Genomic DNA, 25,083 nt, shown 5'->3' with positions numbered 1-25,083 from the left:
AGCATAGGGCGAAGCACCGATTGCACGCAGGCCCTATAATGCGGCGTTTTGCGTCAACGGAATTTGTTACCCAGTGCCAGCCTCTTCAGAGACTCTGTTAGAGCTACGCGACGTCGACTTCGGTTACGGCGACCGGCTCGTCCTGTCGAACCTGAACATGCGATTCCCGCGTGGCCAGGTGGTCGCGGTCATGGGCGGCTCCGGCTGCGGAAAGACCACGACGCTGCGGCTGGTCGGCGGTCTCGTCAAGGCGAGCCGTGGCCAGGTGCTGTACGACGGCCAGGACGTCGGCGCGCAGACGCGTGAAGGTCTTTACGCGCTGCGCCGCAAGATGGGCATGCTGTTCCAGTTCGGCGCGCTCTTCACCGACCAGACGGTGTTCGAGAACGTCGCGTTCCCGCTGCGCGAGCACACCGATCTGCCGGAAGAACTCATCCGCGATCTCGTGCTGATGAAGCTCAACGCGGTCGGCTTGCGCGGCGCGCGCGACCTCGCGCCGTCGGAGATTTCGGGCGGCATGGCGCGGCGCGTGGCGCTTGCCCGCGCCATCGCGCTCGACCCCGAACTCATGATGTACGACGAGCCGTTCGCCGGTCTCGATCCCATCTCGCTCGGCATCACCGCGAAGCTGATCCGCACGATCAACGACGCGCTCGGCGCCACCTCCATTCTCGTCACGCACGACGTGCCCGAATCGTTCGCCATCGCGGATTACGTGTACTTCATCGCGAATGGCGGCATTCACGCGGAAGGCACGCCGGCGCAACTGCGCGCGTCGCAGGACCCCACGGTGCGCCAGTTCATCGACGGCACGCCGGACGGCCCGTTCAAGTTCCACTACGCGAGCCAGCCGCTCGCGGCGGATTTCGGCATCGGAGGCAAGGCATGATCAGCGCAATCGGACGCTGGGTGCTCGACGGCTTCGGCACCGCCGGCTACGCCATGCGCATGCTCGTGCGCCTCGTCCTCGAATTCTTCCCGCTGTTGCGCCGTCCGCGCCTTGTCACGAAGCAGATCCACTTCGTCGGCAATTATTCGCTTGTCATCATCGCGGTGTCGGGCCTGTTCGTCGGTTTCGTGCTCGGGCTGCAGGGCTATTACACGCTGAATCGCTACGGTTCCGAGCAGGCGCTCGGGCTGCTCGTGGCGCTTTCGCTCGTGCGCGAGCTTGGGCCGGTCGTCACCGCGCTGCTGTTCGCGGGGCGCGCGGGCACGTCGCTGACGGCGGAAATCGGGCTGATGAAAGCCGGCGAGCAACTCACGGCGATGGAAATGATGGCCGTCGATCCCATGAAGGTGGTCGTCGCGCCGCGCATGTGGGCGGGCATCATCGCCATGCCGGTGCTCGCGGCCATTTTCAGCGCGGTCGGCGTGATCGGCGGCTACGTGGTCGGCGTGTTGCTGATCGGCGTGGATCCGGGCGCGTTCTGGTCGCAGATGCAAGGCGGCGTGGACGTCTGGCGCGATGTCGGCAACGGCGTCGTGAAGAGCGTCGTGTTCGGTTTCGCGGTGACGTTCATCGCGTTGTTCCAGGGCTACGAAGCCCGGCCGACGCCCGAAGGCGTCTCGCGCGCGACCACCAAGACGGTCGTGTATGCGTCGCTGGCGGTGCTCGGCCTCGATTTCCTGCTGACCGCCTTGATGTTCAGCTGATGGCCACGGCGCGGACGTGGGCGTTGTGAAGGGCACATACCGTCACACGCGCTCCGCGACAAGATTCTCTTTGGAAAGACGATGAAAAAGACTGCTCTCGACTTTTGGGTCGGCCTCTTCGTGGTGCTCGGTTTCGTGGCGCTGCTGTTTCTCGCGCTGAAGGCCGGCAACATGAGTTCCCTGTCGTTCCAGCAAACCTATGCGGTTCGGCTCAAGTTCGACAACATCGGCGGGCTCAAGCCGCGCGCGCCCGTGAAGAGCGCGGGCGTGACGGTCGGGCGCGTCGGCTCGATCGGTTTCGATGCGAACACGTACCAGGCGGTCGTGACCATCGATATCGACAAGCAGTATCAGTTTCCGAAAGATTCGTCCGCGAAGATTCTGACCTCCGGTCTGCTCGGCGAGCAGTACATCGGTCTGGAGCCGGGCGGCGACGATCAGATGCTCAAGAACGGCGACACGATCACGATGACGCAATCGGCCGTCGTGCTCGAAAACCTGATCGGTCAGTTCCTCTACAACAAGGCGGCGGATTCGGGCGCATCGAAGGCGGCGACGCCGGCCGCGCCCGCACCGGCGTTCCCCGGGGCCGCCAGCGCGATGGGCGCGGCGCCCGAACCGGCGCCGGCCGCATCGGCGGCGAGTGCGGCAAGCGCGGCATCAGGCGCCGCGCAATAAGGAGAATCGTATGTACGCGATGGGGCTGCGGCGCGTGCTGGTATCGGCGGCGGTGGTGACGCTCGCCGGTTGCGCGACGGTTACGACGCCGACCAAAGGCGATCCGTTCGAAAGCTACAACCGGACGATGTTCACGATCAACGACAAGGTCGACCAGGTCGCGTTGAAGCCTGTCGCGAAGGCATACGTGTGGGCGGTTCCGGAGCCGGTGCGCAATAGCGTCACGAACTTCTTCTCGAACATCGGCGACGTCTACATCGCGGCGAACAATCTGCTGCAACTGAAGATCGCGGATGGCGTGTCGGACATCATGCGCGTCGCGATCAATACGCTCTTCGGCGTCGGCGGCCTGTTCGACGTCGCGACCGTCGCGAAGCTGCCGAAGCACTCGGGCGACTTCGGCCTGACGCTCGGCCATTACGGCGTGCCGCCGGGGCCGTATGTCGTGTTGCCGCTGCTCGGGCCGAGCACGGTGCGCGATACGAGCGGGCTCGTCGTCGATTATTTCGGCAATCCGCTCAGCTACGTGAGCCCCGATTCGGTGAGCTGGGCGCTCTACGGCGTGAATCTCGTCAACGTGCGCGCGAACCTGCTCGGCGCGACGGACGTGCTCGCCGACGCCGCGCTCGACAAGTATTCCTTCGTGCGCAACGCCTATCTGCAGCGGCGTCAGTATCTGATCGGCGAAAGCCGCGATACCGGCACCGAGGCTGCGCCGAACTACGACGAAGCGCCGCTTCCGACTTATGCCGAACCGGAAGGCACGGCGGGCGCGGTGGGCGCAGCGGGCGCCGTCGGTGCATCGGCGACGGCGGTTCCGCCTGCGGCGGCATCGGCTGCGTCGGGTGCCGAGGCTGCTGAAGCGGCGTCGGGCGCGGCTCCTGCTTCGGCAACTGCCGTGGCGCCGAATGCGGCCAGTTCCGGAGGCAGCGCGACGGTGCCGGGCAATCAGTACGTCCCGCCGCGCGCTCCGCCGGGCTTCCCTTCGTTCCGCTTGCGTTGAGCGTGCTTGCGCTAACGCGCGGTAACATAACTGACAGCGTTTTTTACAGCTTGGGCTGTGCGCTCGCTGAACTCCGGTCCGGTGAGCGCAATCCAACCCAAGCCACTTTCTTGCAGGAATCGCGATGAAAAAATTCTTTTTGCTTCCCTTGTTTGCCCTGTTCATGGCGTTTTGCGGCGCGGCCTCGGCGCAAACCGTCGATACGAACTCGCCTGACGCGATGATCAAGACGGTCACGCAGCAAGTGCTCGATCAGATCAAGTCCGACCCGCAGCTTCAGTCGGGCAACGTTCAGCGCATCACCGAACTCGTCAATCAGAAGATCCTGCCGTACACGGATTTCACGCGCACCACGCGTCTCGTGATGGGCCGCAACTGGAATTCGGCGACGCCGGAACAGCAAAAGCAGATCGTCGAGCAATTCAAGATGCTGCTGATTCGCACGTACTCGGGCGCGCTGAGCCAGGTTCGCAACCAGACGGTTCAGTACAAGCCGTTCCGTGCATCGCCGGAAGATACGGACGTCGTGGTCCGCTCGGTCGTGATGAACAACGGCTCGCCGGTCGAACTCGACTATCGCCTGTACAAGACGCCGCAAGGCTGGCGCGTGTATGACATCAACGTGCTCGGCGCGTGGCTCATCCAGGCGTATCAGCAGCAGTTCAGCGAGCAGATTTCGCAACACGGCGTCAGCGGTCTGCTCGACTTCCTGACGCAGCGTAACCAGCAACTCGCGAGCGGCAAGGCTTCGTCGTGAGTTCAGTCGCCACCGGCGGCCGCTTTCAAACGGCCGCGACCCTGACCCACGAGAGCGCGAAGTCCGCGCTCGAAGCGGGTCTTTCGCGCATCGCTGCCGGCGCGACCGAAGTGGACTGCGCGCCGCTGCGCCAGTTCGATTCATCCGCGCTCGCCGTGCTGCTCGCATGGCAGCGCGCAGCGACCGCACGCGGCGTCGCGCTCGATATCGTCAACTTTCCTTCCGGGCTCGCCAGTCTCGCGCAAGCCTATGGCGTCGACACGCTGCTCACCTTCCGACATTGATCCTGTCCTGACTTTCTCTCAGGCGCGGCGGCGCGCTCAAGAAGCGTGATCCCGCCGCAAACAGGACGGCTCCGACGTCGGGCCCCACCGCTTTGCCCTATAATCAAACGTTTTTTCGGGCCCAAACCCGGCCCCATTTCGATCGAGTCCGGGTCCGTCAAGCGACAATCCGCCAATCGAGGCACGGCCGCACGAGGCGCGTGCACTGTCAATGTCAGCCATAGAAATCCGAAACGTCAGGAAGCGCTATAAAGACCTCCAGGCGCTCAAAGGCGTGAGCCTCACGGTGGAAGAGGGCGAGTTCTTCGGCCTGCTCGGTCCCAACGGCGCAGGCAAAACCACGCTGATCAGCATTCTCGCCGGACTTGCGCGTGCCGATAGCGGCACGATCGCCGTTCGCGGCCACGACGTCGTCAGCGATTTTCGCGCGGCGCGGCGTGCGCTCGGCGTCGTCCCGCAGGAACTGGTGTTCGATCCGTTCTTCACCGTGCGCGAGTCGCTGCGCATCCAGTCGGGCTATTTCGGCTTGCGCAACAACGACGACTGGATCGATGAAGTCATGGCGAATCTCGATCTCACCGAGAAAGCCGACGTCAACACGCGCGCGCTGTCCGGCGGGATGAAGCGCCGCGTGCTGGTGGCGCAGGCGCTGGTGCATCGGCCGCCGGTGATCGTGCTGGACGAACCGACGGCCGGCGTCGATGTCGAGCTTCGGCAAACGCTGTGGAAATTCATCTCGCGGCTGAATCGCGAAGGCCACACCATCGTGCTGACGACGCATTACCTCGAAGAAGCCGAATCGCTGTGCGACCGGCTCGCCATGCTTCGCCGCGGCGAAGTCGTCGCGCTCGAACGCACGAGCACGCTCTTGCAGCGCTTCTCCGGCATGCAGTTGTATCTGCGTTTTTCGAACGGCGTGCTGCCTGCGGAACTGCGCTCGCTCGAAGTCGATCCGCACGCGGTATCGGGCGCGCAGCATTTGCTGCGTCTGTCGACCTACGACGAAGTGGAGCCGATTCTCGCGAAATGCCGCGCGGCCGGCTGCACGTTCGACGAAATCGAAGTGCGCAAGGCCGACCTCGAGGACGTGTTCATGCAGGTCATGAAGGAACCGGAAGTCGTCGAGGGCCTGTCATGAGCGGCTTTCAGACGTTGTTCTACAAGGAGCTGCTGCGCTTCTGGAAAGTGTCGTTCCAGACCGTGCTCGCGCCCATCGTGACCGCGCTGCTCTATCTCACCATCTTCGGTCACGCGCTGTCGGGGCATGTGCAGGTGTATCCGGGCGTCGGCTATACGAGCTTCCTCGTGCCCGGCCTCGTGATGATGAGCGTGCTGCAGAACGCGTTCGCGAACAGTTCGTCGTCGCTGATCCAGTCGAAGATCACCGGCAATCTCGTGTTCGTGCTGCTGCCGCCCATCGCGCATTGGGAGATGTTCTTCGCCTACGTGCTGGCGTCGGTCGTGCGCGGGCTGTGCGTCGGGCTTGGCGTGTTCATCGTGACGATATGGTTCATCCCGATGTCTTTCGCGGCGCCGCTCTACATCATTGCATTCGCGATGCTCGGTTCGGCGATTCTCGGCACGCTCGGCCTGATCGCCGGCATCTGGGCCGACAAGTTCGATCAGCTCGCCGCGTTCCAGAACTTCCTGATCATGCCGCTCACGTTTCTCTCGGGCGTGTTCTATTCGACGCATACGCTGCCGCCCGTGTGGCGCGCGGTGTCGCATCTGAACCCGTTCTTCTACATGATCGACGGCTTTCGCTATGGCTTCTTCGGCCTCTCGGATGTCAATCCGCTGGTGAGCTTCGGCATCGTCGGCGGTTTTCTGGCCGTGCTCGCGCTGATCGCCGTGCGTCTGCTCGCGAGCGGCTACAAGCTGCGTCACTAACTCATCTCAAGGACACTTTCATGTTGCCGACCCCGGAGCAAGTGAAGGATTACATCGCTGGCGGCTTGCAGTGCCAGCACCTGGAAGTGGAAGGCGACGGTCAGCACTTTTTCGCGACCATCGTGAGCGATGCGTTCGTCGGCAAGCGGCTGATCGCGCGTCATCAACTGGTCTATGCGGCGCTCGGCGAACGCATGCGCGAGGAGATTCATGCGCTCAGCATGAAGACGCTCACGCCCGACGAATGGAAATCGGCCTGAGTCCATCCGGCGAAGCCACGCAGGTCACGGCATCCCTAAGCATCACATCAGCAACACCGCAACACCCGGCATCACCGGCAGGAAACAGTGCGAATCATTCAAGATAACCGCGGCGCCGAATCGGGCTCCGCAGCAGGACGCTCGGTCGAAGGACACGCAACCATGGACAAACTGGTCATCACAGGGGGCACGAAGCTCTCCGGCGAAATCACCGTATCGGGCGCGAAGAACGCGGCTTTGCCGATTCTGTGCGCGAGCCTTCTCACCGCCGAGGACGTCCATCTGTCGAACGTTCCGAATCTGAAGGACGTGCGCACGACGCTCGAACTGCTGCGCCAGATGGGCGTGCAATCCGAAGCGATGAACGACGGCCGCGTGACGCTGAACGCATCGAAGGTGGACAAGCTCGTCGCGCCTTACGAGATGGTCAAGACCATGCGCGCGTCGATTCTCGTGCTCGGGCCGCTCGTCGCGCGATTCGGCGAAGCGAAGGTGTCGCTGCCGGGCGGCTGCGCGATCGGCGCGCGTCCGGTCGATCAGCACATCAAGGGCCTGCAGGCGATGGGCGCCGAGATCAACATCGAGCACGGCTTCATCGAAGCGCGGGCGAAGCGGTTGAAGGGCGCGCGCATCGTCACCGACATGATCACCGTCACGGGCACCGAAAACCTGCTGATGGCGGCGGTGCTGGCGGACGGCGAAACGATCATCGAGAACGCGGCGCGCGAGCCGGAAGTGAGCGACCTCGCGAATCTGCTCGTCGCGATGGGCGCGAAGATCGACGGCATCGGCACGGATCGTCTCGTGATCCAGGGCGTCGAGAAGCTGCACGGCGCGCGTCATGCCGTGGTGCCGGACCGCATCGAAGCGGGCACGTTCCTGTGCGCGGTCGCGGCCGCGGGCGGCGATGTCACGCTGCGCCACGTGACCCCGTCGCTGCTCGACGCGGTCACGGCGAAGCTGCGCGAAGCGGGCGTTTCCATCGAGGAAGGCAACGACTGGATGCGCGTTCGCATGAGCAAGCGTCCGGAAGCGGTCAATATCCGCACGTCCGAGTATCCGGCGTTCCCGACCGACATGCAGGCGCAATTCATGGCGCTCAATGCGATCGCGGGCGGCACGTCGCAAGTGGTCGAAACCATCTTCGAGAACCGCTTCATGCACGTGCAGGAGCTGAATCGTCTGGGCGCGCGCATCACCATCGACGGCAACACGGCGCTCGTGAGCGGCGTCGAGCAACTGTCCGGCGCGAAGGTGATGGCCACCGATCTGCGCGCATCGGCGAGTCTCGTGATCGCGGCGATGTGCGCGGACGGCGAAACGCTGATCGATCGCATCTACCATCTGGATCGCGGCTACGACCGCATGGAGTCGAAGCTGACCGCCGTGGGCGCGAACGTTCGCCGCATCAAGGGCACGGGGAGCGAGCAATGAGCTCGTTGCCGCAGACGTCATCGTCCATCGCGGCGAGCGCGCCGCTCACGCTCGCCTTGTCGAAAGGGCGTATCTTCGAGGAAACCGTGCCGCTGCTCGCCGCAGCCGGCGTGCAGGTGGCCGAAGATCCGGAAAGCTCGCGCAAGCTGATTCTTCCGACGACCAATCCGAACCTGCGCGTGATCATCGTGCGCGCGACGGACGTGCCGACTTACGTCGAATACGGCGCGGCGGACTTCGGCGTGGCGGGCAAGGACGTGCTGATCGAACACGGCGGCAGCGGGCTGTATCAGCCGATCGATCTGGACATCGCGCGCTGCCGGATGTCGGTGGCGGTGAAGGCGGGCTTCGATTACGCGAACGCGGTGCGGCAGGGCGCGCGTCTGCGCGTCGCGACGAAATACACGGAGACGGCGCGCGAGCACTTCGCCGCGAAGGGCGTGCACGTCGATCTGATCAAGCTGTACGGTTCGATGGAACTCGCGCCGCTCGTCGGCCTCGCGGATGCGATCGTCGATCTGGTCAGCTCGGGCGGCACGCTGCGGGCGAACAATCTGGTCGAGGTCGAAGAGATCATGCAGATTTCGTCGCGTCTCGTCGTGAATCAGGCGGCGCTGAAGCTGAAACGCGCGGCGCTCAAGCCGTATCTCGACGCGTTCGAACGCGCCTCGGCAGGAACGAACAACTAGGGCGGCCGCATCGCGCGGCGCGCCACAGCAAACGGAAACCAGCATGTCTATCAAGATTCGTAAGCTCGATTCCAGCACCGACGGTTTTCAGAAGGCGCTGCGCGCGGTTCTCGCGTTCGAAGCGAGCGAGGACGAAGCCATCGAGCGCGCCGTCGCGCAGATTCTCGCGGACGTGAAAACGCGTGGCGACGCCGCCGTGCTCGACTACACCAACAAGTTCGACCGGTTGAAAGCGGACAGCGTCGCGGCGCTGGAACTGCCTGCGTCCGAACTGGAAGCCGCGCTCGAAGGACTCGAACCGAAGCGCCGCGCGGCGCTCGAAGCGGCGGCAGCGCGTGTGCGCGGGTATCACGAGAAACAGCGCATCGAATGCGGAAGTCATAGCTGGCAGTACACCGAAGCCGATGGCACCGTGCTCGGCCAGAAAGTGACGCCGCTCGATCGCGCGGGCATCTACGTGCCGGGCGGCAAGGCGGCGTATCCGTCGTCGGTGCTGATGAACGCGATTCCGGCGCGCGTCGCGGGCGTCAAGGAAATCGTGATGGTCGTGCCGACGCCCGACGGCGTGAAGAATCCGCTCGTGCTGGCGGCGGCGCTGCTCGGCGGCGTGGACCGCGTGTTCACCATCGGCGGCGCGCAGGCGGTCGGCGCGCTCGCCTACGGCACGCAGTCCGTGCCGGCGGTCGACAAGATTTGCGGGCCGGGCAACGCGTATGTCGCATCGGCGAAGCGGCGTGTGTTCGGCACGGTCGGCATCGACATGATCGCGGGGCCGTCCGAGATTCTCGTGATCTGCGACGCCACCACCGATCCGCGCTGGGTCGCGATGGACCTCTTCTCGCAAGCCGAGCACGACGAACTCGCGCAGTCCATTCTGCTGTGCCCCGACGCGGCGTTCATTCAGCGCGTGGAAGATGCGATCGTCGAATTGCTGCCGGCCATGCCGCGCCGCGACGTCATCCAGCGCTCGCTCGAAGATCGCGGCGCGCTGATCAAGGTGAAGGACATGACCGAAGCCTGCGCGATCGCCAACGACATCGCGCCGGAGCACCTCGAAATCTCCGCGCTGGATCCGCATCAGTGGGCGGCGCGCATTCACAACGCAGGCGCGATGTTCCTCGGCCGCTACACGAGCGAAAGCCTCGGCGATTACTGCGCCGGTCCGAATCACGTGCTGCCGACATCGCGGACCGCGCGTTTCTCGTCGCCGCTCGGCGTGTACGACTTCATGAAGCGCTCGAGCGTGATCGAAGTGAGCGCGGACGGCGCGCAGACGCTCGGCGAAATCGCGGCCGAACTCGCGTACGGCGAAGGCTTGCAGGCGCATGCGAAGAGCGCCGAATACCGCATGAAAAACCTCGGCTGATTTCGCCGGCTTCAATGAACGAGGCGGCCTGAGAGCCGCCGCACCCGCCATCGGCGGCACCATGACGACACCACAAGACATCATTCGTCCCGACATCCTCGCGATGACGAGCTATCCCGTGCCCGATTCCACGGGCCTCATCAAGCTCGACGCGATGGAAAATCCGTACACGCTTCCCGCCGATCTCGCCGAGCGTCTTGGCGCGCATCTCGCGGGCGTCGCGCTGAATCGCTATCCGGCGCCGCGCCCGGCCGACTTGCTCGCGAAGCTCAAGCGCGCGATGCACGTGCCCGATGCCTGCGACGTGCTGCTCGGCAACGGCTCGGACGAACTGATCAGCATGATGTCGGTGGCGTGCGCGAAGCCGGGCGCGAAGGTCGTCGCGCCGGTGCCGGGCTTCGTGATGTATCAGATGTCGGCGGCGTTCGCGGGGCTGGAGTTCGTCGGCGTGCCGCTCAACGCCGATTTCACGCTCGATGCGAACGCGCTCGTCGCGGCCATCGAAGAGCATGCGCCGGCGCTCGTCTACCTCGCGTATCCAAACAATCCGACCGGCACGCTGTACAACGACGCCGACATCGAACGCGTGATCGCGGCGGCGGGCAAGAGTCTCGTCGTCATCGACGAGGCGTATCAGCCGTTCGCCGAAAAGACGTGGATGCCGCGCGCGGCCGAATTCGACAACGTCGTCGTGATGCGCACGGTCTCGAAGCTCGGGCTGGCGGGCATTCGCCTGGGCTACATGGCGGGGCGGCCCGCGTGGATCATGCAGTTCGACAAGGTGCGCCCGCCGTACAACATCAACGTGCTGACGCAGGCCACCGCCGATTTCCTGCTCGATCACCTCGACGTGCTCGACGCGCAGGCCGCCGCGCTGCGCGAAGAACGGACGAGACTCGCGCGCGAAGTGGCCGCGCTGCCGGGCATGACGGTGTATCCGAGCGCGGGCAACTTCCTGCTCGTGCGCGTGCCGGATGCCGCGCTCGCGTTCGAAACGCTGCTAACTTCGCGGGTTCTGGTCAAAAACGTGGGTAAAATGCACCCGTTGCTTTCAAATTGCGTGCGATTGACGGTAGGAACCGCCGAAGAAAACGCGCAGATGATCGCGGCGCTCAAGAAGCTCGCGCCGAAATAAGCTCACCTTTCTCGAAAGTCTCAAGGAAACACCATGCGCATTGCGGAAGTCGTTCGCAACACCAGCGAAACGCAGATCCGTGTGAAGCTCGATCTGGACGGCACCGGCAAGCAGAAGCTCGCCACCGGCGTGCCGTTCCTCGATCACATGCTCGACCAGATCGCCCGACACGGCCTGTTCGACCTCGAAATCGAAGCGCATGGCGACCTCCATATCGACGATCACCATACCGTCGAGGACACCGGAATCACCCTCGGGCAAGCGGTGGCGAAGGCCATCGGCGACCGCAAGGGCATCCGCCGCTACGGTCATTCGTATGTGCCGCTGGACGAAGCGCTGTCGCGCGTCGTCATCGACTTTTCGGGGCGGCCGGGACTGGAGTTCAACGTGCCGTTCACGCGCGCGCGTATCGGCAATTTCGATGTCGATCTCACCATCGAATTCTTCCGCGGGTTCGTGAATCACGCGGGCGTCACGCTGCATATCGACAACCTGCGCGGCATCAACGCGCATCATCAAGTCGAGACCGTGTTCAAGGCGTTCGGCCGCGCGCTGCGCATGGCCGTGGAGTTCGACGAACGCGCGGCGGGGCAAATTCCGTCGACCAAAGGCAGTCTTTAAACGCTGCATGCCGATTCGGCGCGACGCCGCGCCCAACCCGGCTGGCCATCCACGATGGATCTGTTCAAGTCGTTCATCTCCCTGCTCGCGCTGATCAATCCGATCGGCGCGATACCGTTTTTTCTGAGCCTCACCGCGCAGCAGTCCGATGGTGAGAAGCGCAACACCATCCGTGTCGCGTGCATTTCGGTGTTCTGCGTGATCGCGGTGACCGCGCTGCTCGGGCAGCAGATCATCGCGTTCTTCGGGATATCGGTCGGATCGTTCGAAGTCGGCGGCGGCATCATCATGTTGCTGATGGCGATCAGCATGCTGAACGCGCAAGTCGGCAACGCGCGCTCCACGCCCGAAGAGCGCATGGAAGCCGAGGAGCGCAACAGCGTGGCCGTCGTGCCGCTCGCGATTCCGCTGCTCACCGGGCCAGGATCGATCAGCACGGTGATCGTCTATGCCGCGAACGCGCAGCACTGGTATGACCGCTTCGGGCTCGTGGTGCTGGGCGCGGTCATCGCGGGACTGTGCTTCGGCGCGCTGAATCTCGCCGAGCCGATCGCGCGCTGGGTCGGGCGCACCGGCATCAACATCGGCACGCGTCTCATGGGATTGATGTTGTCGGCGCTGGCGGTGGAGTTCATCGTCAACGGATTGAAGGCCCTGTTGCCTACTTTGAAATGAAAACTTCGATTGCGATTGTTGATTACGGAATGGGCAATCTGCGCTCGGTCTATCAGGCGCTGAAGAAGGCCGCGCCGGATGCGGACGTGGCGATCGTCGATCAGCCGCAAGCCATCCACGCAGCCGATCGCATCGTGCTGCCGGGCCAGGGCGCCATGCGCGACTGCATGGGCCACCTCGGCGAATCGGGCCTGCAGGAAGCGGTGATGCAAGCGTCGCGCGAGAAGCCGATGCTCGGCGTGTGCGTCGGCGAGCAGATGCTGTTCGACTGGAGCGAGGAAGGCGACACCCAAGGCCTCGGGCTTTTCCCCGGCAAGGTGGTGCGCTTCGATCTGGAAGGCCGCGTGCAGGACGACGGGTCGCGTTTCAAGGTGCCGCAGATGGGCTGGAACCGCGTGCGTCAGACGCAGGCGCATCCGGTGTGGGACGGCATCGCGGATGGCGCGTTCTTCTACTTCGTGCACAGCTACCACGTGGTGCCGGACAATCCCGCGCATACCGCCGGCGAAACCCTGTATGGCGATGCCTTCACGTCGGCGGTCGCGCGCGACAACATCTTCGCGACGCAATTCCATCCCGAAAAAAGCGCGGATGCGGGCTTGCGCCTGTACCGAAACTTCGTGCACTGGAATCCGTGAGAGGCACCGCACGTTAGCCGTTCGGCCAAGCCGCGCGCGCGACGGAGTGCTGCAAGACTTGTACTACACTAGCGAGACGGCCCGCGCGGCCGTTCTCATTAATTTCATCCAGACATTACGCGATTTCTATGCTGCTCATTCCGGCCATCGATCTTAAAGACGGTCAGTGCGTGCGCCTCAAGCAGGGCGATATGGACCAGGCGACCATTTTCTCAGAGGATCCGGCGGCGATGGCCCGGCATTGGGTCGACAAGGGGGCGCGCAGACTGCACCTCGTCGACCTGAACGGCGCATTCGCGGGCAAGCCGAGAAACGGCGATGCCATCCGCGCGATCATCGAAGAAGTGGGCAGCGAAATTCCCGTGCAGCTGGGCGGCGGCATCCGCGACCTGAACACGATCGAACGCTATCTCGACGACGGCCTCGCCTATGTGATCATCGGCACGGCGGCGGTGAAGAATCCCGGCTTCTTGCAGGACGCGTGCACCGCGTTTGCCGGGCACATCATCGTCGGGCTGGACGCGAAAGACGGCAAAGTGGCCACCGACGGCTGGAGCAAGCTGACCGGTCACGAAGTCGTGGACCTCGGCCGCAAGTTCGAGGACTACGGCTGCGAGTCCATCATCTATACGGACATCGGCCGCGACGGCATGCTTCAGGGCATCAACATCGACGCAACCGTGCGGCTCGCGCAAGCGGTGAAGATTCCGGTCATCGCGAGCGGCGGGCTGTCGAGCATCGCGGACATCGAGTCGCTGTGCGAAGTCGAGAGCGAAGGCATCGAAGGCGTGATCTGCGGCCGCGCGATCTACTCCGGCGACCTCGACTTCAACGCGGCGCAACAGCGCGCCGACGCGCTGCGCGAAGCGGACGACGCCTAAATCCGCCGCTTCGCCTCTTGCGCGGACGTCTTCAGCGCCGGGCGGCGCTGGCCGCCCTCACTTCGTACCGAACCGGCAGTGGCAAGAACATGGCTCTCGCAAAACGCATCATCCCCTGTCTCGACGTGACCGCTGGCCGCGTCGTCAAAGGGGTCAATTTCGTCGAACTGCGCGACGCGGGCGATCCCGTGGAAATCGCGCGACGCTATGACGATCAGGGCGCGGACGAACTCACGTTCCTCGACATCACCGCGACGTCCGATCAGCGCGACCTCATTCTCCCGATCATCGAAGCAGTGGCGTCGCAGGTCTTCATTCCGCTGACCGTCGGCGGCGGCGTGCGCGCCGTGGAGGACGTCCGGCGCCTGCTCAACGCGGGCGCGGACAAGATCAGCATGAACTCGTCGGCGGTGGCGAATCCGCAACTCGTGCGCGACGCGTCGGACAAGCACGGTTCGCAGTGCATCGTCGTCGCCATCGACGCGAAGCGCGTCTCGGCGGACGGCGAGGCGGCGCGCTGGGAAGTGTTCACGCACGGCGGGCGCAAGGCGACCGGCATCGACGCGATCGAATGGGCGCGCAAGATGGCCGAATTCGGCGCGGGCGAAATCCTGCTGACCAGCATGGATCGCGACGGCACCAAGGCCGGCTTCGATCTGGCGCTGACGCGTGCCGTTTCCGATGCCGTGCCGGTTCCGGTGATCGCGTCTGGCGGCGTCGGCTCGCTGCAGCATCTCGCCGATGGCATCGTCGATGGCCACGCCGACGCCGTGCTCGCGGCGAGCATCTTCCACTACGGCGAGCACACGGTCGGCGAAGCGAAGCGCTTCATGGCCGACCAGGGCATCGCGGTGAGGATCTGACCATGAGCGACCAAGCCACCTGGCTCGACAAAGTGAAGTGGGACGCGAACGGCCTCGTGCCGGTCATCGCGCAGGAAGCGTCGACCAATGACGTTCTCATGTTCGCGTGGATGAATCGCGAGGCGCTCGCGAAGACCATCGAACTGAAGCGCGCCGTATATTTCTCGCGCTCGCGGCAGCGCTTGTGGTTCAAGGGCGAAGAATCGGGGCACGTACAGCACGTTCACGACGTGCGCCTCGACTGCGACGAGGACGTCGTGCTGCTCAAAGTCGAGCAGGTTTCGGGAATCGCCTGCCACACGGGCCGCCACTCCTGCTTTTTCCAGAAATTCGAAGGAACGGCCGAAAGCGGCGAGTGGGTCGCCGTCGAACCGGTCCTGAAAGACCCAGAAAGCATCTATAAATGACGCAAGCCACCACGCTCGACACGCTGCTGCGCCTCGCCGCCGTCATCGACAGCCGCAAGGGCGGCGACCCGGAACAATCTTACGTTTCGCGACTCTTTCATAAAGGTGACGACGCGGTCCTGAAGAAAATCGGCGAGGAAGCGACGGAAGTCGTGCTCGCCGCGAAGGACACGCGGCAAGGCGGCGCGCCGAAAGCGCTCGTCGGAGAAGTCGCCGACTTGTGGTTCCATTGTCTCGTGATGCTGTCGCATTTCGACCTGAGCCCGGCCGATGTGATCGCCGAACTGGAGCGGCGCGAAGGCCTGTCGGGAATCGAAGAGAAGGCGCTGCGCAAATCGCGCGAGCGCGAGCAGAACGGCGGCTGACGAGGATTTCGCCCACTTTCTCGCGCAAGCGTTGGAGGCAAGCATGAGATCGCCCGACCAGCCGTATCCGCCGCCCGTGTATCAGGAATCGGGCGAGCCCGAACGCCTGCGCCGTCTGCGCACGCTGACTCACATCCTCTACGCCCTGTATGCGCTGTACTGGCTGACGGGCGGGTTGACCGTGCTCGTCGCGGTCATCATCAATTATCTGAAGCGCGGCGACACCATCGGCACGCCGTACGAAGCGCACTTCACGTGGCAAATCCGCACGTTCTGGTGGGCGGTGCTCGGGCATCTGATCGGCGTGGCGCTGCTGTTCGTGGGCATCGGTTTCGTTATTCTGTTCGCGGTCGGCATCTGGACCCTTTATCGCGTCATCAAGGGCTGGCTGTTCCTCTACGAAAACAAAGCGATCGAGCCGCGCGCGTGGTTCTGATCGGCAAAGCCGGATCTCCGGATACTGGACATTCATGAGCCAAGACAACTGCATTTTCTGCAAGATCGCCGCCGGGCAGATTCCCAGCACGAAGGTCTATGAGGACGACGAATTCGTCGCCTTCAACGACATCAACCCGGCCGCGCCGGTCCACGTGCTGGTCATCCCCCGCCGGCACATTGAGACACTTTCGGACTGCTCTGAAAGTGACGCTCCGTTGCTTGGTAGAATGATGAATCTCGTTGGCCGTCTGGCGAAGGATCTGGGCGTCTCCTACACCGGGGGCGACACGGGTTTTCGCACGGTCATCAACACCGGGCCGGGCGGCGGGCAGGAGGTGTTTCACATTCATGCGCATCTTTTGGCCGGGGAGCGCCCGTGGCGGCGGATGGGCTGATACGGTTTCATCGTAATTTCAGCTTTTTGACGCATCATCGGGCGGGCAAGACCGATTATTGCTGGCTGAAGCGATAGTGCTTCGGCTCGGGCCGCCGGGCCAGCCTTCCGTCGCGGAAAGGTTTGGCGGCCGTACTAAGGAGAGTTTTCATTCATGGGTTCGTTGAGCATTTGGCATTGGTTGATCGTGTTGCTGATCGTGGCGCTGGTTTTCGGAACGAAGAAACTGCGTAACATCGGCGGCGATCTGGGCGGCGCGGTGAAGGGCTTCAAGGAAGGCATGCGCGAGGGCGACAACCCTGCGTCGCCGGACCAGCGCGAACTGCCGCGCAACGGCACCGTGGACGTGGAAGCGAAAGACAAGACCCGCTCGGGCGACTATCGCTAAGCCGGGCCGCTGACCGCAACCCTCCACTTCTTTCTCAATGCTCGATCTCGGTCTGACCAAAATGGCGCTGATCGGCGTCGTCGCGCTCGTGGTGCTCGGGCCGGAGCGCCTGCCCGGCGTCGCGCGCACCGCCGGCGCGCTCTTCGGACGCGCGCAGCGCTACATCAACGACGTCAAGTCGGAGGTGGCGCGCGAGATGGAACTCGACGAGCTGAAGAAGATGCGCACGCAGTTCGAGACGGCGGCGTCGAACGTCGAATCGACGATTCACGATAATCTGCGGCGCCACGAATCCGAACTCAACGACGTGTGGAATCAGGGCACGTCGGTGTCGCCGAGCATCGCGGGCGAGGGGGAATCGGCGGTTGCGGACGAGGGCGGCATCGGCAGGTCGTGGGGCAGCGCGGCGCCCGTGCCGGCGAAACGCAAGAACTGGCGCGTCAAACAGAGTGCGGTTCCGAGCTGGTACAAACGCACGACCGCGCGCCGCACGCGTGTCCAGTCGGGCGCGGCGCGCGTGGCGCGGCATACGCCCGCCAGCCTGCGGCGTCCGACGAAGTTTTTCTGACGCGGCCGCATTCCATCCATCGATGATCCATTCCGAGGGCCGGCGTGAGCGACCCGCAACAAAATAAAGACGAGCCCGTCGAAGAGACGTTCATTTCGCACCTGGTCGAACTGCGCGACCGCATCATCCGCGCGGGCGCTGCGGTCATCGTCGTGTTCGTCTCGCTCGTCTACTGGGCGCCGGATATCTTCAAGCTGCTCGCGCGGCCGCTCATGCAGAACCTGCCGCGCGACGGCAAGATGATCGTCACCGACGTCACCGGCTCCTTCTTCGTGCCGATGAAGGTGACGATGCTCGTCGCGTTCGTCATCGCGTTGCCTATCGTGCTGTATCAAATCTGGGCGTTCGTCGCGCCGGGGCTTTATCAGCACGAGAAAAAGCTCGTCGGTCCGCTGGTATTCAGCAGCTACGCGCTCTTTCTCTGCGGCATGGCGTTCGCCTATTTCGTCGTCTTTCCGACCATTTTCCGCGTGATGGCGCACTACAACGCGCCGCTCGGCGCGGAAATGACGACGGATATCGACAATTACCTGAGCTTCGTGCTGACCATGTTTCTGGCGTTCGGCGTGACGTTCGAAGTGCCGATCGTCGTCGTGTTGCTCGCGCGCATGGGCGTCGTCTCCATTCCGAAGCTGAGGCAGATTCGCCCATACGTGATCGTCGGCGCGTTCATCATCTCGGCGGTCGTCACGCCGCCCGATGTCTTCTCCCAGCTCATTCTCGCGATTCCGCTCATCGTGCTGTACGAGGCCGGAATCGTCGCGGCGAGGTTTGTCGTCGGGAAGGAAACGGTCAAGAGCGAGGAAGTGGCGGTGAAGTAGGTCGGGTGCGGCAGATTGTCGCGTCTGGTCGTTTTCCAAATTCCCGCGTTCGATGAAAAAAGGCGGCTTCGATTTCTCGAAGCCGCCTTTTTGCTTTTCCGAACGATGCCTTCTTACTCGTCGCTTTGATCGCCCTGATCTTCGTCCGGCATCTGCGGCGCGCGCGGCTGTGCGGGCCGCTTGCCGATGGTCACGCTGACGTCCAGTTCCTTGTTCTTGCGCATCAGGTGGACCTTCACCGCTGTGCCCGGCTTGATCTGCGCGACGACGTTGAGCAGGCGCGTGGTGTCGGTGATCGTGTCCTCGTTGATGCTCACGAGAATGTCGCCCGGCTTGATGCCCGCCTTGTCCGCCGGGCCGCCCTGCAGCACGCCCGCGACGATCGCGCCCGACTTCTGATCCAGCCCGAACGATTCCGCGATCTCCGGCGTCACGTCCTGCGGTTCCACGCCGATCCATCCGCGCGTGACCGTGCCCGTCGTGATGATGCTTTCCAGCACGCTGCGCGCCGTGGAGACGGGAATGGCGAAGCCGATGCCGAGCGAGCCGCCGCTGCGCGAGTAGATTGCCGTGTTGATGCCGAGCAGGTTGCCGTTCACGTCGACGAGCGCACCGCCGGAGTTGCCGGGATTGATGGCCGCGTCGGTCTGGATGAAGTTCTCGAACGTGTTGATGCCGAGGTGATTGCGCCCGAGCGCGCTTACGATGCCCATCGTCACCGTCTGCCCGACGCCGAACGGATTGCCGATCGCCAGCACGACATCGCCGACGCGCGCCTGATCCATCCGGCCGAGCGTGATGGTCGGCAGGTTCGTCATGTTGATTTTGAGCACCGCGAGGTCGGTTTCGGGATCGACGCCGATGACTTTCGCGCTCGACGTGCGCCCGTCCGCGAGCGCGACTTCAATTTGATCCGCACCGTCCACGACATGCTGGTTCGTTAGAATGTAGCCTTCCGAGCTGACGATGACCCCTGAGCCGAGATTCGACGCGGGCGGCTCGTCGCTCTTGCGCCGGTTCTTGTCGCCGAAGAAGTAGCGGAACAGCGGATCTTTCGAGCGCGCGTCCGGCGGCAAGTTGCCATCCTTGCTGGAGAACACGTTCACGACCGCGGGCATCGCTTTCTGCGCGCCTTCGGCATACGACGACTGAGCCGGACGCGAGCCGATGCTCGGCGCTACTTCCTGTAGCGCGACGATCGGCTCGGCGAGTTGCTTGCCAAATTGGCCCTGACGTTGAAGCCACTGCGGTTTCAGGGTCGCGATGATGAACATCAGAGCCAAAAGCACGGTGACCGCTTGGGCAAAAAACAGCCAGAAGCGTCTAAGCATTTGAAGGGATAGAGGATTTCATGGATCGGATCGAACTCGAATTGTATCTGAACAATCTGCTGGAAATCGGCCGCTTCAAGGACTATTGCCCGAACGGCCTGCAGGTCGAAGGCGGCCGGCGCGTTCAGAAACTTGCCACGGGCGTGACGGCGTCGCTCGCGTTCCTGGAGGCCGCGCTGGAGTGGGGCGCGGACAGCGTGCTCGTTCATCACGGCTACTTCTGGCGCAACGAGGCGCCGCAGATCACGGGGCGCAAGCATCGGCGCTTGCAGACGCTGATCGCCAACGACATCAACCTGTTCGCGTACCATCTTCCGCTCGATTCGCACCCGGAACTCGGCAACAACGCGCAGCTCGGCGCGCGGCTCGGGCTGATCGCGGATGGCCGGTTCGGCGATCAGGATCTCGGCTGGGTCGCACCGCTCACGATGCCGCTTTCGCTCGAGCACTTCACCGCGACGGTGGAAAACGCGCTGGGCCGCAAGCCGCTCGTTTTCGGCGATTCCGACCGCGAATTGCGGCGCGTCGCGTGGTGCACCGGCGGCGCGCAAGGCTATTTCGAAGATGCGATCGCGGCCGGCGCGGACGTCTACGTGACCGGCGAAGTTTCCGAGCAGACGATGCATATCGCCACGGAATCCGGCGTCGCGTTTATCGCGGCGGGACATCACGCCACCGAACGCTATGGCGTGCAGGCGGTCGGCGCGCATCTGTCCGAGGAATTCGATATCGAGCATCTGTTCATCGACATCGATAATCCTGTTTAATAGGCGCGCACGAGTATTTTCTGTTTATTTGACGCTTGAGATCGCTTTGAAAGATTGCTTCACGGGAATGCGCGAAAACGTGGGGAAAACCCGGAAGGGCCGCCGGCTTCGAGTGATTTTTACTGCGCGGGCCTTGTAAATGGCAACTCCATTCGCGCACACTAGCGGCGGAACACTGATGTGACGGTATAAATCCAACTCAGAAGTGGGGCGTGTGATGCGAGACAAGGACGATAAACGCGTCGACGGCGGCCGCCGTACCTGGCTGATTGCGACGACCGTAGCAGGTGGTGTCGGAGGTGTGGCAACCGTAGTGCCTTTTGTCAGTTCGTTTGCGCCATCGGAAAAGGCCAAGGCGGCGGGCGCGCCCGTCGAGGTCGATATCAGCGGACTGAAGCCAGGAGAAATGATGACGGTCGCGTGGCGCGGCCGGCCGGTGTGGATTGTCAATCGCACCGATGAAATGCTGGCCGACGTCAAGAAGGCCGACGGCGAAGTGGCGGACCCGAATTCCAAAATGGAATTCTCGATGCCGCTGCCGGAGTATTGCAAGAACGAATATCGATCGCGCGCCGATCATAAAAACATTCTCGTGACTGTCGCGGTATGCACGCACCTGGGCTGCACGCCGACGCCGCGATTTACCGAAGGCCCTCAACCCAATCTTCCCGATAACTGGCCGGGCGGCTTTCTCTGTCCATGCCACGGTTCGACTTATGACCTGGCGGGCCGCGTCTTCAAGAACAAGCCCGCGCCGCAGAATCTGGACATACCTCCGTATATGTTCACTTCGGCGACGCAACTCGTGATTGGCAGGGACGAAAAGGGAGAGGCTTAAATGGCGACCGCAGACAAGGATGTCGAGACGACGGGCCTGACGGGCTGGATCGACCGCCGGTTTCCGCTGACTGCAACCTGGAAAAAACACGTTTCCGAATACTACGCGCCGAAAAACTTCAATTTCTGGTATTTCTTCGGCTCGCTTGCGTTGCTCGTGCTCGTCATTCAAATCGTGACGGGCATTTTTCTCGTGATGAACTACAAGCCGGATGCGACGCTCGCGTTTGCATCGGTCGAATACATCATGCGGGAGGTGCCGTGGGGCTGGCTCATTCGCTATATGCATTCGACGGGCGCGTCGATGTTCTTCGTCGTCGTTTATCTGCATATGTTCCGCGGGCTCATTTACGGCTCGTACCGGAAACCGCGCGAACTCGTGTGGATTTTCGGCTGCGCGATTTTCCTCTGTCTGATGGCCGAGGCGTTCTTCGGCTATCTGCTGCCGTGGGGCCAAATGTCGTTCTGGGGCGCGCAGGTGATCGTGAATCTGTTTTCCGCGATTCCGTTCATCGGACCGGATTTGTCGCTCTGGATTCGCGGCGATTATGTGGTGTCGGATGTCACGTTGAACCGCTTTTTCGCGTTTCACGTGATCGCCATTCCGCTCGTGCTGATCGGACTCGTGGTCGCTCACTTGGTCGCGCTGCATGAAGTAGGATCGAATAATCCCGACGGCATCGAAATCAAGGCGAAGAAGGACGCAGACGGCATTCCGCTCGACGGCATTCCGTTCCACCCGTATTACTCGGTGCACGACTTCATGGGCGTGTGCGTGTTCCTGCTGATTTTCGCCGCGATTATCTTCTTCGCGCCGGAAATGGGCGGCTATTTCCTCGAAGCGAATAACTTCGTTCCGGCCAATCCGCTGCAGACGCCTCCGGAAATCGCGCCCGTCTGGTATTTCACCGCGTTCTACGCCATGCTCCGCGCAACCACCGATCCGTTCAAGATCGTGTTGATGATCATCATCGCGCTGCTCGGCTTGTTTTCGCTCTTGCGGGCGCGCGGTAAATGGCGGATTGCGCTGCCGGTGCTGGCACTCGTCGTGATCGTATTCATGGCATTTACCGAGTCGAAATTCTGGGGCGTGGTGGTAATGGGCACGGCGGTCGTATCGCTATTTTTCCTGCCGTGGCTCGACCGCAGTCCGGTCAAATCGATTCGCTATCGACCGCTTTTCCACAAAGTCTTCTACGCGATATTCGTATTTGCGTTCCTCGTGCTCGGCTTTCTGGGAACGAGGCCGCCATCGCCGGCGGGGACGCTGATCGCACAGATTTGCGCGCTGATTTATTTCGCGTTTTTCCTGGGCATGCCTTTCTGGACGCCGCGCGGCAGATTCAAAACGCCGCCCGAGCGAGTGAACTACAAACCGCACTGAGCTCACGTCCGGAGACAACACGATGAGAAAATGGCTCTCAATCATGGCGATGATCGGCGCCGCGATGTTCGCATTCGGCGGCGCGCCGGCTCACGCCCAGGAAGAGGCAGTGCTCGACGCCGCACCGAACAACGCGGACAATTTTGCGTCGTTGCAGCATGGCGCCCAAATGTTTGTAAACTATTGCCTGAACTGTCACAGTGCGAACCTGATGCGCTACAACCGGCTGACCGATCTCGGCATCAGTCCGAAGGAGATTCAGGACAATCTGCTGTTCACGACGGACAAAATCGGCAACACGATGAGCATTGCCATGCGTCCCGACGACGCCAAGGCGTGGTTCGGTGCGTCGCCGCCGGATTTGTCGGTGGAAGCGCGGGCGCGCGGGCGGGACTGGCTCTACACCTACCTGCGCAGCTTCTACCGCGACCCGACGCGGCCGACAGGCTGGAATAACCGCGTGTACGAGAACGTCGGCATGCCGCACGTGCTGTGGATGCTGCAGGGCGTCCGCGACGCGCGGTTCACGACGGACACGGACGAAAAGACGGGCGAAAAGGTAAAGAGATTCGTGGGTTACACTCAGGTGACGCCTGGCGCCATGTCGAACGTGGATTATGATTCAGCTGTGGCCGATCTGGTTTCGTACCTTTCGTGGATGTCCGAACCCGCCCAGCAGACCCGCAAACGCCTCGGCGTCTGGGTTTTGCTGTTCCTGGCGCTCCTGAGCTTCCTCGCATGGCGCCTGAACGCGGCATACTGGAGAGATATCAAATAGCACGCCAATCGACGGCGTGGGTCGGTGCGACGGCGCTTTCCCAGGAAAGCCGCCTCGGCCGGCCCTTCGAGTTTACTGAAGGGAATTTAAAAACATGATGGTTCTGTATTCCGGCACAACTTGCCCGTTCTCCCAGCGCTGCCGGCTGGTGTTGTTCGAAAAGGGCATGGATTTCGAGATCCGCGACGTCGATCTGTTCAACAAGCCGGAAGACATCGCGGTGATGAACCCTTACGGACAGGTGCCGATTCTCGTCGAGCGCGACCTGATCCTGTACGAGTCGAATATCATCAACGAATATATCGACGAGCGGTTCCCGCATCCGCAACTCATGCCGGCCGATCCGGTGCAGCGTGCGCGTGCGCGCCTGTTCCTGCTGAACTTCGAAAAAGAACTGTTCGTGCATGTCGGCACGCTCGAAAACGAAAAGGGCAAGGCCGCGGAGAAGAATCATGAGAAGGCTCGCAGCGCAATCCGCGACCGTCTCACGCAGCTCGCGCCGATCTTCCTGAAGAACAAGTACATGCTGGGCGAAGAGTTCTCGATGCTCGACGTGGCCATCGCACCGTTGTTGTGGCGTCTGGATCATTACGGGATCGAGCTGTCGAAGAACGCTGCACCGTTGATGAAGTACGCCGAACGGATCTTCAGCCGTCCGGCTTATATTGAAGCGCTCACGCCTTCCGAAAAGGTGATGCGTCGATAGTTTGCGAGAGCGGAGCATGGCGGCGCGAGTTCGTGCGGCCGTGCTCCGGCAGAGGAAAGTTGATGCAAGAAATTTCCACCAAGCCTTATTTGCTGCGCGCGCTTTACGAGTGGTGCACGGATAACGGCTTCACGCCACACATCGCCGTTCGGGTCGACGGGGCCACGCGCGTGCCGCGCCAGTTCGTGCGAAACGACGAAATCGTGCTGAACATCAGCTTCGAGGCGACGAGCCAGCTGCAGATGGGCAACGAATGGATCGAATTTAGCGCGCGATTCTCGGGCAAGTCGCACAAGATCGAGGTGCAGGTAGCGAACGTGCTCGCGATCTACGCACGAGAGAACGGGCAGGGCATGGCATTCCCGGTCGAGCCAGCTTCCCATTCGGCGATGGAGCCGGCGGGTATATCGAGCGCTGCGCGATCCACGGAGCGCGACGTGCGTTCTCCGGCCGAGCCTGCCGCGGATGAGCGGACGGGTGCTGGGAATGCTTCGTCTCGTGAGGAGCCGGCGCTCGGTTCATCCGACGAGGACGCCGCAAAATCTGCGGTGAGATCGCACCTCAAAGTCGTCAAGTAGAGTAGAATCTCGTCCTTCGCCGGCTTAGCTCATCTGGTAGAGCAGTTGATTTGTAATCATCAGGTGGCGGGTTCGAGTCCTGCAGCCGGCACCAAGACTAGCGTCAACGGGTCGTGCGATGTTCGCACGACCCGTTTGACTTCAAACGGATGGAATGTGATCCGAGTCTTGGGAGGAGTGCCGAAAGGCGAGTCAAACAAGATGCTGCAAAAAACTTGTTGACAGACTCCGAAGCGATGTTCATAATCTCGTTTCTCTGCTGCTGACGCAGCAAACGCCAGACGGAAGCGGCGCTGAGCAAGAGGCTCGGTGCGGTGAGGTAAGCAGTCAGGCGATGTGCTCTTTAAAAACTAACAGCCGATAAGTGTGGGCGCTTGATGGCGAGTGCGACCGGTTCTTCGGAATCGGCAATAGCAAAAGTAATCAAGAGTCTCACACGAAGTATTAAGAGGAAGGTTTTTGTCTTAGGACAATAATCATCGTCAGTACGTTGA

General features: G+C 62.6%; 32 protein-coding genes and 1 tRNA gene. 32 read left to right on the top strand and 1 reads right to left on the bottom strand.

Annotated features, from left to right (window positions below):
• Positions 1–73 precede the first annotated feature (73 nt).
• The 25 genes from NCR39_RS12120 to tatC all read left to right on the top strand — a co-directional run bounded on the left by NCR39_RS12120 (position 74) and on the right by tatC (position 18,208).
• Positions 74–889, top strand: coding sequence for an ABC transporter ATP-binding protein (locus NCR39_RS12120; RefSeq protein ID WP_250452410.1), 816 nt, complete (start codon positions 74–76; stop codon positions 887–889).
• Positions 886–1,653 carry a lipid asymmetry maintenance ABC transporter permease subunit MlaE gene (gene mlaE, locus NCR39_RS12115; protein WP_250452409.1) on the top strand — a complete coding sequence of 256 codons (768 nt, stop codon included), beginning with the start codon at positions 886–888 and terminating at the stop codon, positions 1,651–1,653. The genes NCR39_RS12120 and mlaE overlap by 4 nt, the downstream gene beginning before the upstream one ends.
• A gap of 81 nt (positions 1,654–1,734) precedes the next feature.
• Positions 1,735–2,331, top strand: a complete 597-nt coding sequence (gene mlaD, locus NCR39_RS12110; protein ID WP_250452408.1) for an outer membrane lipid asymmetry maintenance protein MlaD — start codon at positions 1,735–1,737, stop codon at positions 2,329–2,331.
• A gap of 10 nt (positions 2,332–2,341) precedes the next feature.
• On the top strand, positions 2,342–3,334 hold the full coding sequence (locus NCR39_RS12105) for an MlaA family lipoprotein (protein ID WP_250452407.1): 993 nt from the start codon (positions 2,342–2,344) through the stop codon (positions 3,332–3,334).
• Positions 3,335–3,458: 124 nt separating this feature from the next.
• Complete coding sequence (locus NCR39_RS12100; RefSeq protein ID WP_250452406.1) at positions 3,459–4,091, top strand: MlaC/ttg2D family ABC transporter substrate-binding protein; 633 nt, start codon at positions 3,459–3,461, stop codon at positions 4,089–4,091.
• Complete coding sequence (locus NCR39_RS12095) at positions 4,088–4,375, top strand: STAS domain-containing protein (protein WP_250452405.1); 288 nt, start codon at positions 4,088–4,090, stop codon at positions 4,373–4,375. The genes NCR39_RS12100 and NCR39_RS12095 overlap by 4 nt, the downstream gene beginning before the upstream one ends.
• Before the next feature lie 211 nt (positions 4,376–4,586).
• The gene (locus NCR39_RS12090; RefSeq protein ID WP_040050422.1) at positions 4,587–5,513 is read left to right on the top strand and encodes an ABC transporter ATP-binding protein; all 927 of its coding nucleotides are present in this window, start codon (positions 4,587–4,589) and stop codon (positions 5,511–5,513) included.
• Positions 5,510–6,265, top strand: coding sequence for an ABC transporter permease (locus NCR39_RS12085; RefSeq protein WP_250452404.1), 756 nt, complete (start codon positions 5,510–5,512; stop codon positions 6,263–6,265). The genes NCR39_RS12090 and NCR39_RS12085 overlap by 4 nt, the downstream gene beginning before the upstream one ends.
• A gap of 20 nt (positions 6,266–6,285) precedes the next feature.
• Entirely contained in the window at positions 6,286–6,525 is a 240-nt protein-coding gene (locus NCR39_RS12080; protein ID WP_035967676.1) for a BolA family protein, read from the top strand.
• A gap of 162 nt (positions 6,526–6,687) precedes the next feature.
• Positions 6,688–7,959: a UDP-N-acetylglucosamine 1-carboxyvinyltransferase gene (gene murA / locus NCR39_RS12075; protein WP_250452403.1), complete on the top strand. Its 1,272-nt coding sequence runs from the start codon at positions 6,688–6,690 to the stop codon at positions 7,957–7,959.
• Positions 7,956–8,648 (top strand): ATP phosphoribosyltransferase, encoded by a 693-nt coding sequence (gene hisG / locus NCR39_RS12070; protein ID WP_040050420.1) that lies wholly within the window; start codon positions 7,956–7,958, stop codon positions 8,646–8,648. The genes murA and hisG overlap by 4 nt, the downstream gene beginning before the upstream one ends.
• A 43-nt stretch (positions 8,649–8,691) precedes the next feature.
• Complete coding sequence (gene hisD / locus NCR39_RS12065) at positions 8,692–10,014, top strand: histidinol dehydrogenase (RefSeq protein ID WP_250452402.1); 1,323 nt, start codon at positions 8,692–8,694, stop codon at positions 10,012–10,014.
• A 61-nt stretch (positions 10,015–10,075) separates the two neighbouring features.
• Positions 10,076–11,149, top strand: a complete 1,074-nt coding sequence (hisC, locus tag NCR39_RS12060) for a histidinol-phosphate transaminase (protein WP_250452401.1) — start codon at positions 10,076–10,078, stop codon at positions 11,147–11,149.
• 33 nt (positions 11,150–11,182) lie between these two features.
• The gene (hisB, locus tag NCR39_RS12055; protein WP_040050417.1) at positions 11,183–11,770 is read left to right on the top strand and encodes an imidazoleglycerol-phosphate dehydratase HisB; all 588 of its coding nucleotides are present in this window, start codon (positions 11,183–11,185) and stop codon (positions 11,768–11,770) included.
• Positions 11,771–11,824: 54 nt separating this feature from the next.
• Positions 11,825–12,445, top strand: a complete 621-nt coding sequence (locus NCR39_RS12050) for a MarC family protein (protein ID WP_250452400.1) — start codon at positions 11,825–11,827, stop codon at positions 12,443–12,445.
• Complete coding sequence (gene hisH / locus NCR39_RS12045; protein WP_250452399.1) at positions 12,442–13,083, top strand: imidazole glycerol phosphate synthase subunit HisH; 642 nt, start codon at positions 12,442–12,444, stop codon at positions 13,081–13,083. The genes NCR39_RS12050 and hisH overlap by 4 nt, the downstream gene beginning before the upstream one ends.
• Before the next feature lie 128 nt (positions 13,084–13,211).
• A complete protein-coding gene (hisA, locus tag NCR39_RS12040) occupies positions 13,212–13,964 on the top strand; it encodes a 1-(5-phosphoribosyl)-5-[(5-phosphoribosylamino)methylideneamino]imidazole-4-carboxamide isomerase (RefSeq protein ID WP_040050414.1) in 753 nt (250 codons plus the stop codon).
• Positions 13,965–14,053: 89 nt separating this feature from the next.
• Positions 14,054–14,827, top strand: a complete 774-nt coding sequence (gene hisF, locus NCR39_RS12035) for an imidazole glycerol phosphate synthase subunit HisF (protein WP_250452398.1) — start codon at positions 14,054–14,056, stop codon at positions 14,825–14,827.
• A gap of 2 nt (positions 14,828–14,829) precedes the next feature.
• Positions 14,830–15,234 (top strand): phosphoribosyl-AMP cyclohydrolase, encoded by a 405-nt coding sequence (gene hisI, locus NCR39_RS12030; protein WP_040050412.1) that lies wholly within the window; start codon positions 14,830–14,832, stop codon positions 15,232–15,234.
• Complete coding sequence (locus NCR39_RS12025) at positions 15,231–15,599, top strand: phosphoribosyl-ATP diphosphatase (RefSeq protein WP_250452397.1); 369 nt, start codon at positions 15,231–15,233, stop codon at positions 15,597–15,599. The genes hisI and NCR39_RS12025 overlap by 4 nt, the downstream gene beginning before the upstream one ends.
• 43 nt (positions 15,600–15,642) lie before the next feature.
• Positions 15,643–16,035: a DUF4870 family protein gene (locus tag NCR39_RS12020; protein ID WP_250452396.1), complete on the top strand. Its 393-nt coding sequence runs from the start codon at positions 15,643–15,645 to the stop codon at positions 16,033–16,035.
• 34 nt (positions 16,036–16,069) lie between these two features.
• Positions 16,070–16,432, top strand: a complete 363-nt coding sequence (locus tag NCR39_RS12015; protein ID WP_250452395.1) for a histidine triad nucleotide-binding protein — start codon at positions 16,070–16,072, stop codon at positions 16,430–16,432.
• 153 nt (positions 16,433–16,585) lie between these two features.
• Entirely contained in the window at positions 16,586–16,819 is a 234-nt protein-coding gene (gene tatA, locus NCR39_RS12010) for a Sec-independent protein translocase subunit TatA (protein ID WP_250452394.1), read from the top strand.
• 37 nt (positions 16,820–16,856) lie between these two features.
• Positions 16,857–17,387: a Sec-independent protein translocase protein TatB gene (gene tatB, locus NCR39_RS12005; protein ID WP_250452393.1), complete on the top strand. Its 531-nt coding sequence runs from the start codon at positions 16,857–16,859 to the stop codon at positions 17,385–17,387.
• Between the two features lie 44 nt (positions 17,388–17,431).
• A complete protein-coding gene (gene tatC, locus NCR39_RS12000) occupies positions 17,432–18,208 on the top strand; it encodes a twin-arginine translocase subunit TatC (RefSeq protein ID WP_250452392.1) in 777 nt (258 codons plus the stop codon).
• A gap of 113 nt (positions 18,209–18,321) precedes the next feature.
• Here the strand turns inward: tatC and NCR39_RS11995 are convergent, their stop codons facing one another.
• The gene (locus tag NCR39_RS11995; RefSeq protein WP_250452391.1) at positions 18,322–19,539 is read right to left on the bottom strand and encodes a S1C family serine protease; all 1,218 of its coding nucleotides are present in this window, start codon (positions 19,537–19,539) and stop codon (positions 18,322–18,324) included.
• 20 nt (positions 19,540–19,559) lie between these two features.
• On the opposite strand from NCR39_RS11995, the gene NCR39_RS11990 reads away from it, so the two are divergent.
• The 7 genes from NCR39_RS11990 to NCR39_RS11960 all read left to right on the top strand — a co-directional run bounded on the left by NCR39_RS11990 (position 19,560) and on the right by NCR39_RS11960 (position 24,683).
• Positions 19,560–20,306, top strand: a complete 747-nt coding sequence (locus NCR39_RS11990; RefSeq protein WP_250452390.1) for a Nif3-like dinuclear metal center hexameric protein — start codon at positions 19,560–19,562, stop codon at positions 20,304–20,306.
• A gap of 217 nt (positions 20,307–20,523) precedes the next feature.
• On the top strand, positions 20,524–21,144 hold the full coding sequence (gene petA / locus NCR39_RS11985) for a ubiquinol-cytochrome c reductase iron-sulfur subunit (RefSeq protein WP_250452389.1): 621 nt from the start codon (positions 20,524–20,526) through the stop codon (positions 21,142–21,144).
• On the top strand, positions 21,145–22,527 hold the full coding sequence (locus NCR39_RS11980) for a cytochrome b (RefSeq protein WP_250452388.1): 1,383 nt from the start codon (positions 21,145–21,147) through the stop codon (positions 22,525–22,527). It abuts the gene before it with no gap.
• A gap of 22 nt (positions 22,528–22,549) precedes the next feature.
• Entirely contained in the window at positions 22,550–23,305 is a 756-nt protein-coding gene (locus NCR39_RS11975) for a cytochrome c1 (RefSeq protein ID WP_250452387.1), read from the top strand.
• A gap of 94 nt (positions 23,306–23,399) precedes the next feature.
• Positions 23,400–24,011: a glutathione S-transferase N-terminal domain-containing protein gene (locus NCR39_RS11970; protein ID WP_008344155.1), complete on the top strand. Its 612-nt coding sequence runs from the start codon at positions 23,400–23,402 to the stop codon at positions 24,009–24,011.
• Between the two features lie 62 nt (positions 24,012–24,073).
• Positions 24,074–24,589: a ClpXP protease specificity-enhancing factor gene (locus tag NCR39_RS11965; RefSeq protein WP_250452386.1), complete on the top strand. Its 516-nt coding sequence runs from the start codon at positions 24,074–24,076 to the stop codon at positions 24,587–24,589.
• A gap of 18 nt (positions 24,590–24,607) precedes the next feature.
• A tRNA-Thr gene (locus NCR39_RS11960) sits at positions 24,608–24,683 on the top strand.
• Positions 24,684–25,083 lie beyond the last annotated feature (400 nt).

Origin of the sequence: Caballeronia sp. ATUFL_M2_KS44 (assembly GCF_023630965.1) — a bacterium.
In the GTDB taxonomy this organism is placed as follows: domain Bacteria; phylum Pseudomonadota; class Gammaproteobacteria; order Burkholderiales; family Burkholderiaceae; genus Caballeronia; species Caballeronia concitans.
This window is presented reverse-complemented; position numbering and strand designations above follow the sequence as displayed.

Excerpts from the sequence above, each read along its gene's own strand:
- mlaE (WP_250452409.1), top strand. The coding sequence starts at position 886 with ATGATCAGCGCAATCGGACGCTGGGTGCTCGACGGCTTCGGCACCGCC.
- mlaD (WP_250452408.1), top strand. The coding sequence starts at position 1,735 with ATGAAAAAGACTGCTCTCGACTTTTGGGTCGGCCTCTTCGTGGTGCTC.
- NCR39_RS12105 (WP_250452407.1), top strand. The coding sequence starts at position 2,342 with ATGTACGCGATGGGGCTGCGGCGCGTGCTGGTATCGGCGGCGGTGGTG.
- NCR39_RS12100 (WP_250452406.1), top strand. The coding sequence starts at position 3,459 with ATGAAAAAATTCTTTTTGCTTCCCTTGTTTGCCCTGTTCATGGCGTTT.
- NCR39_RS12090 (WP_040050422.1), top strand. The coding sequence starts at position 4,587 with ATGTCAGCCATAGAAATCCGAAACGTCAGGAAGCGCTATAAAGACCTC.
- NCR39_RS12085 (WP_250452404.1), top strand. The coding sequence starts at position 5,510 with ATGAGCGGCTTTCAGACGTTGTTCTACAAGGAGCTGCTGCGCTTCTGG.
- NCR39_RS12080 (WP_035967676.1), top strand. The coding sequence starts at position 6,286 with ATGTTGCCGACCCCGGAGCAAGTGAAGGATTACATCGCTGGCGGCTTG.
- murA (WP_250452403.1), top strand. The coding sequence starts at position 6,688 with ATGGACAAACTGGTCATCACAGGGGGCACGAAGCTCTCCGGCGAAATC.
- hisG (WP_040050420.1), top strand. The coding sequence starts at position 7,956 with ATGAGCTCGTTGCCGCAGACGTCATCGTCCATCGCGGCGAGCGCGCCG.
- hisD (WP_250452402.1), top strand. The coding sequence starts at position 8,692 with ATGTCTATCAAGATTCGTAAGCTCGATTCCAGCACCGACGGTTTTCAG.
- hisC (WP_250452401.1), top strand. The coding sequence starts at position 10,076 with ATGACGACACCACAAGACATCATTCGTCCCGACATCCTCGCGATGACG.
- hisB (WP_040050417.1), top strand. The coding sequence starts at position 11,183 with ATGCGCATTGCGGAAGTCGTTCGCAACACCAGCGAAACGCAGATCCGT.
- NCR39_RS12050 (WP_250452400.1), top strand. The coding sequence starts at position 11,825 with ATGGATCTGTTCAAGTCGTTCATCTCCCTGCTCGCGCTGATCAATCCG.
- hisH (WP_250452399.1), top strand. The coding sequence starts at position 12,442 with ATGAAAACTTCGATTGCGATTGTTGATTACGGAATGGGCAATCTGCGC.
- hisA (WP_040050414.1), top strand. The coding sequence starts at position 13,212 with ATGCTGCTCATTCCGGCCATCGATCTTAAAGACGGTCAGTGCGTGCGC.
- hisF (WP_250452398.1), top strand. The coding sequence starts at position 14,054 with ATGGCTCTCGCAAAACGCATCATCCCCTGTCTCGACGTGACCGCTGGC.
- hisI (WP_040050412.1), top strand. The coding sequence starts at position 14,830 with ATGAGCGACCAAGCCACCTGGCTCGACAAAGTGAAGTGGGACGCGAAC.
- NCR39_RS12025 (WP_250452397.1), top strand. The coding sequence starts at position 15,231 with ATGACGCAAGCCACCACGCTCGACACGCTGCTGCGCCTCGCCGCCGTC.
- NCR39_RS12020 (WP_250452396.1), top strand. The coding sequence starts at position 15,643 with ATGAGATCGCCCGACCAGCCGTATCCGCCGCCCGTGTATCAGGAATCG.
- NCR39_RS12015 (WP_250452395.1), top strand. The coding sequence starts at position 16,070 with ATGAGCCAAGACAACTGCATTTTCTGCAAGATCGCCGCCGGGCAGATT.
- tatA (WP_250452394.1), top strand. The coding sequence starts at position 16,586 with ATGGGTTCGTTGAGCATTTGGCATTGGTTGATCGTGTTGCTGATCGTG.
- tatB (WP_250452393.1), top strand. The coding sequence starts at position 16,857 with ATGCTCGATCTCGGTCTGACCAAAATGGCGCTGATCGGCGTCGTCGCG.
- NCR39_RS11995 (WP_250452391.1), bottom strand. The coding sequence starts at position 19,539 with ATGCTTAGACGCTTCTGGCTGTTTTTTGCCCAAGCGGTCACCGTGCTT.
- NCR39_RS11990 (WP_250452390.1), top strand. The coding sequence starts at position 19,560 with ATGGATCGGATCGAACTCGAATTGTATCTGAACAATCTGCTGGAAATC.
- petA (WP_250452389.1), top strand. The coding sequence starts at position 20,524 with ATGCGAGACAAGGACGATAAACGCGTCGACGGCGGCCGCCGTACCTGG.
- NCR39_RS11980 (WP_250452388.1), top strand. The coding sequence starts at position 21,145 with ATGGCGACCGCAGACAAGGATGTCGAGACGACGGGCCTGACGGGCTGG.
- NCR39_RS11975 (WP_250452387.1), top strand. The coding sequence starts at position 22,550 with ATGAGAAAATGGCTCTCAATCATGGCGATGATCGGCGCCGCGATGTTC.
- NCR39_RS11970 (WP_008344155.1), top strand. The coding sequence starts at position 23,400 with ATGATGGTTCTGTATTCCGGCACAACTTGCCCGTTCTCCCAGCGCTGC.
- NCR39_RS11965 (WP_250452386.1), top strand. The coding sequence starts at position 24,074 with ATGCAAGAAATTTCCACCAAGCCTTATTTGCTGCGCGCGCTTTACGAG.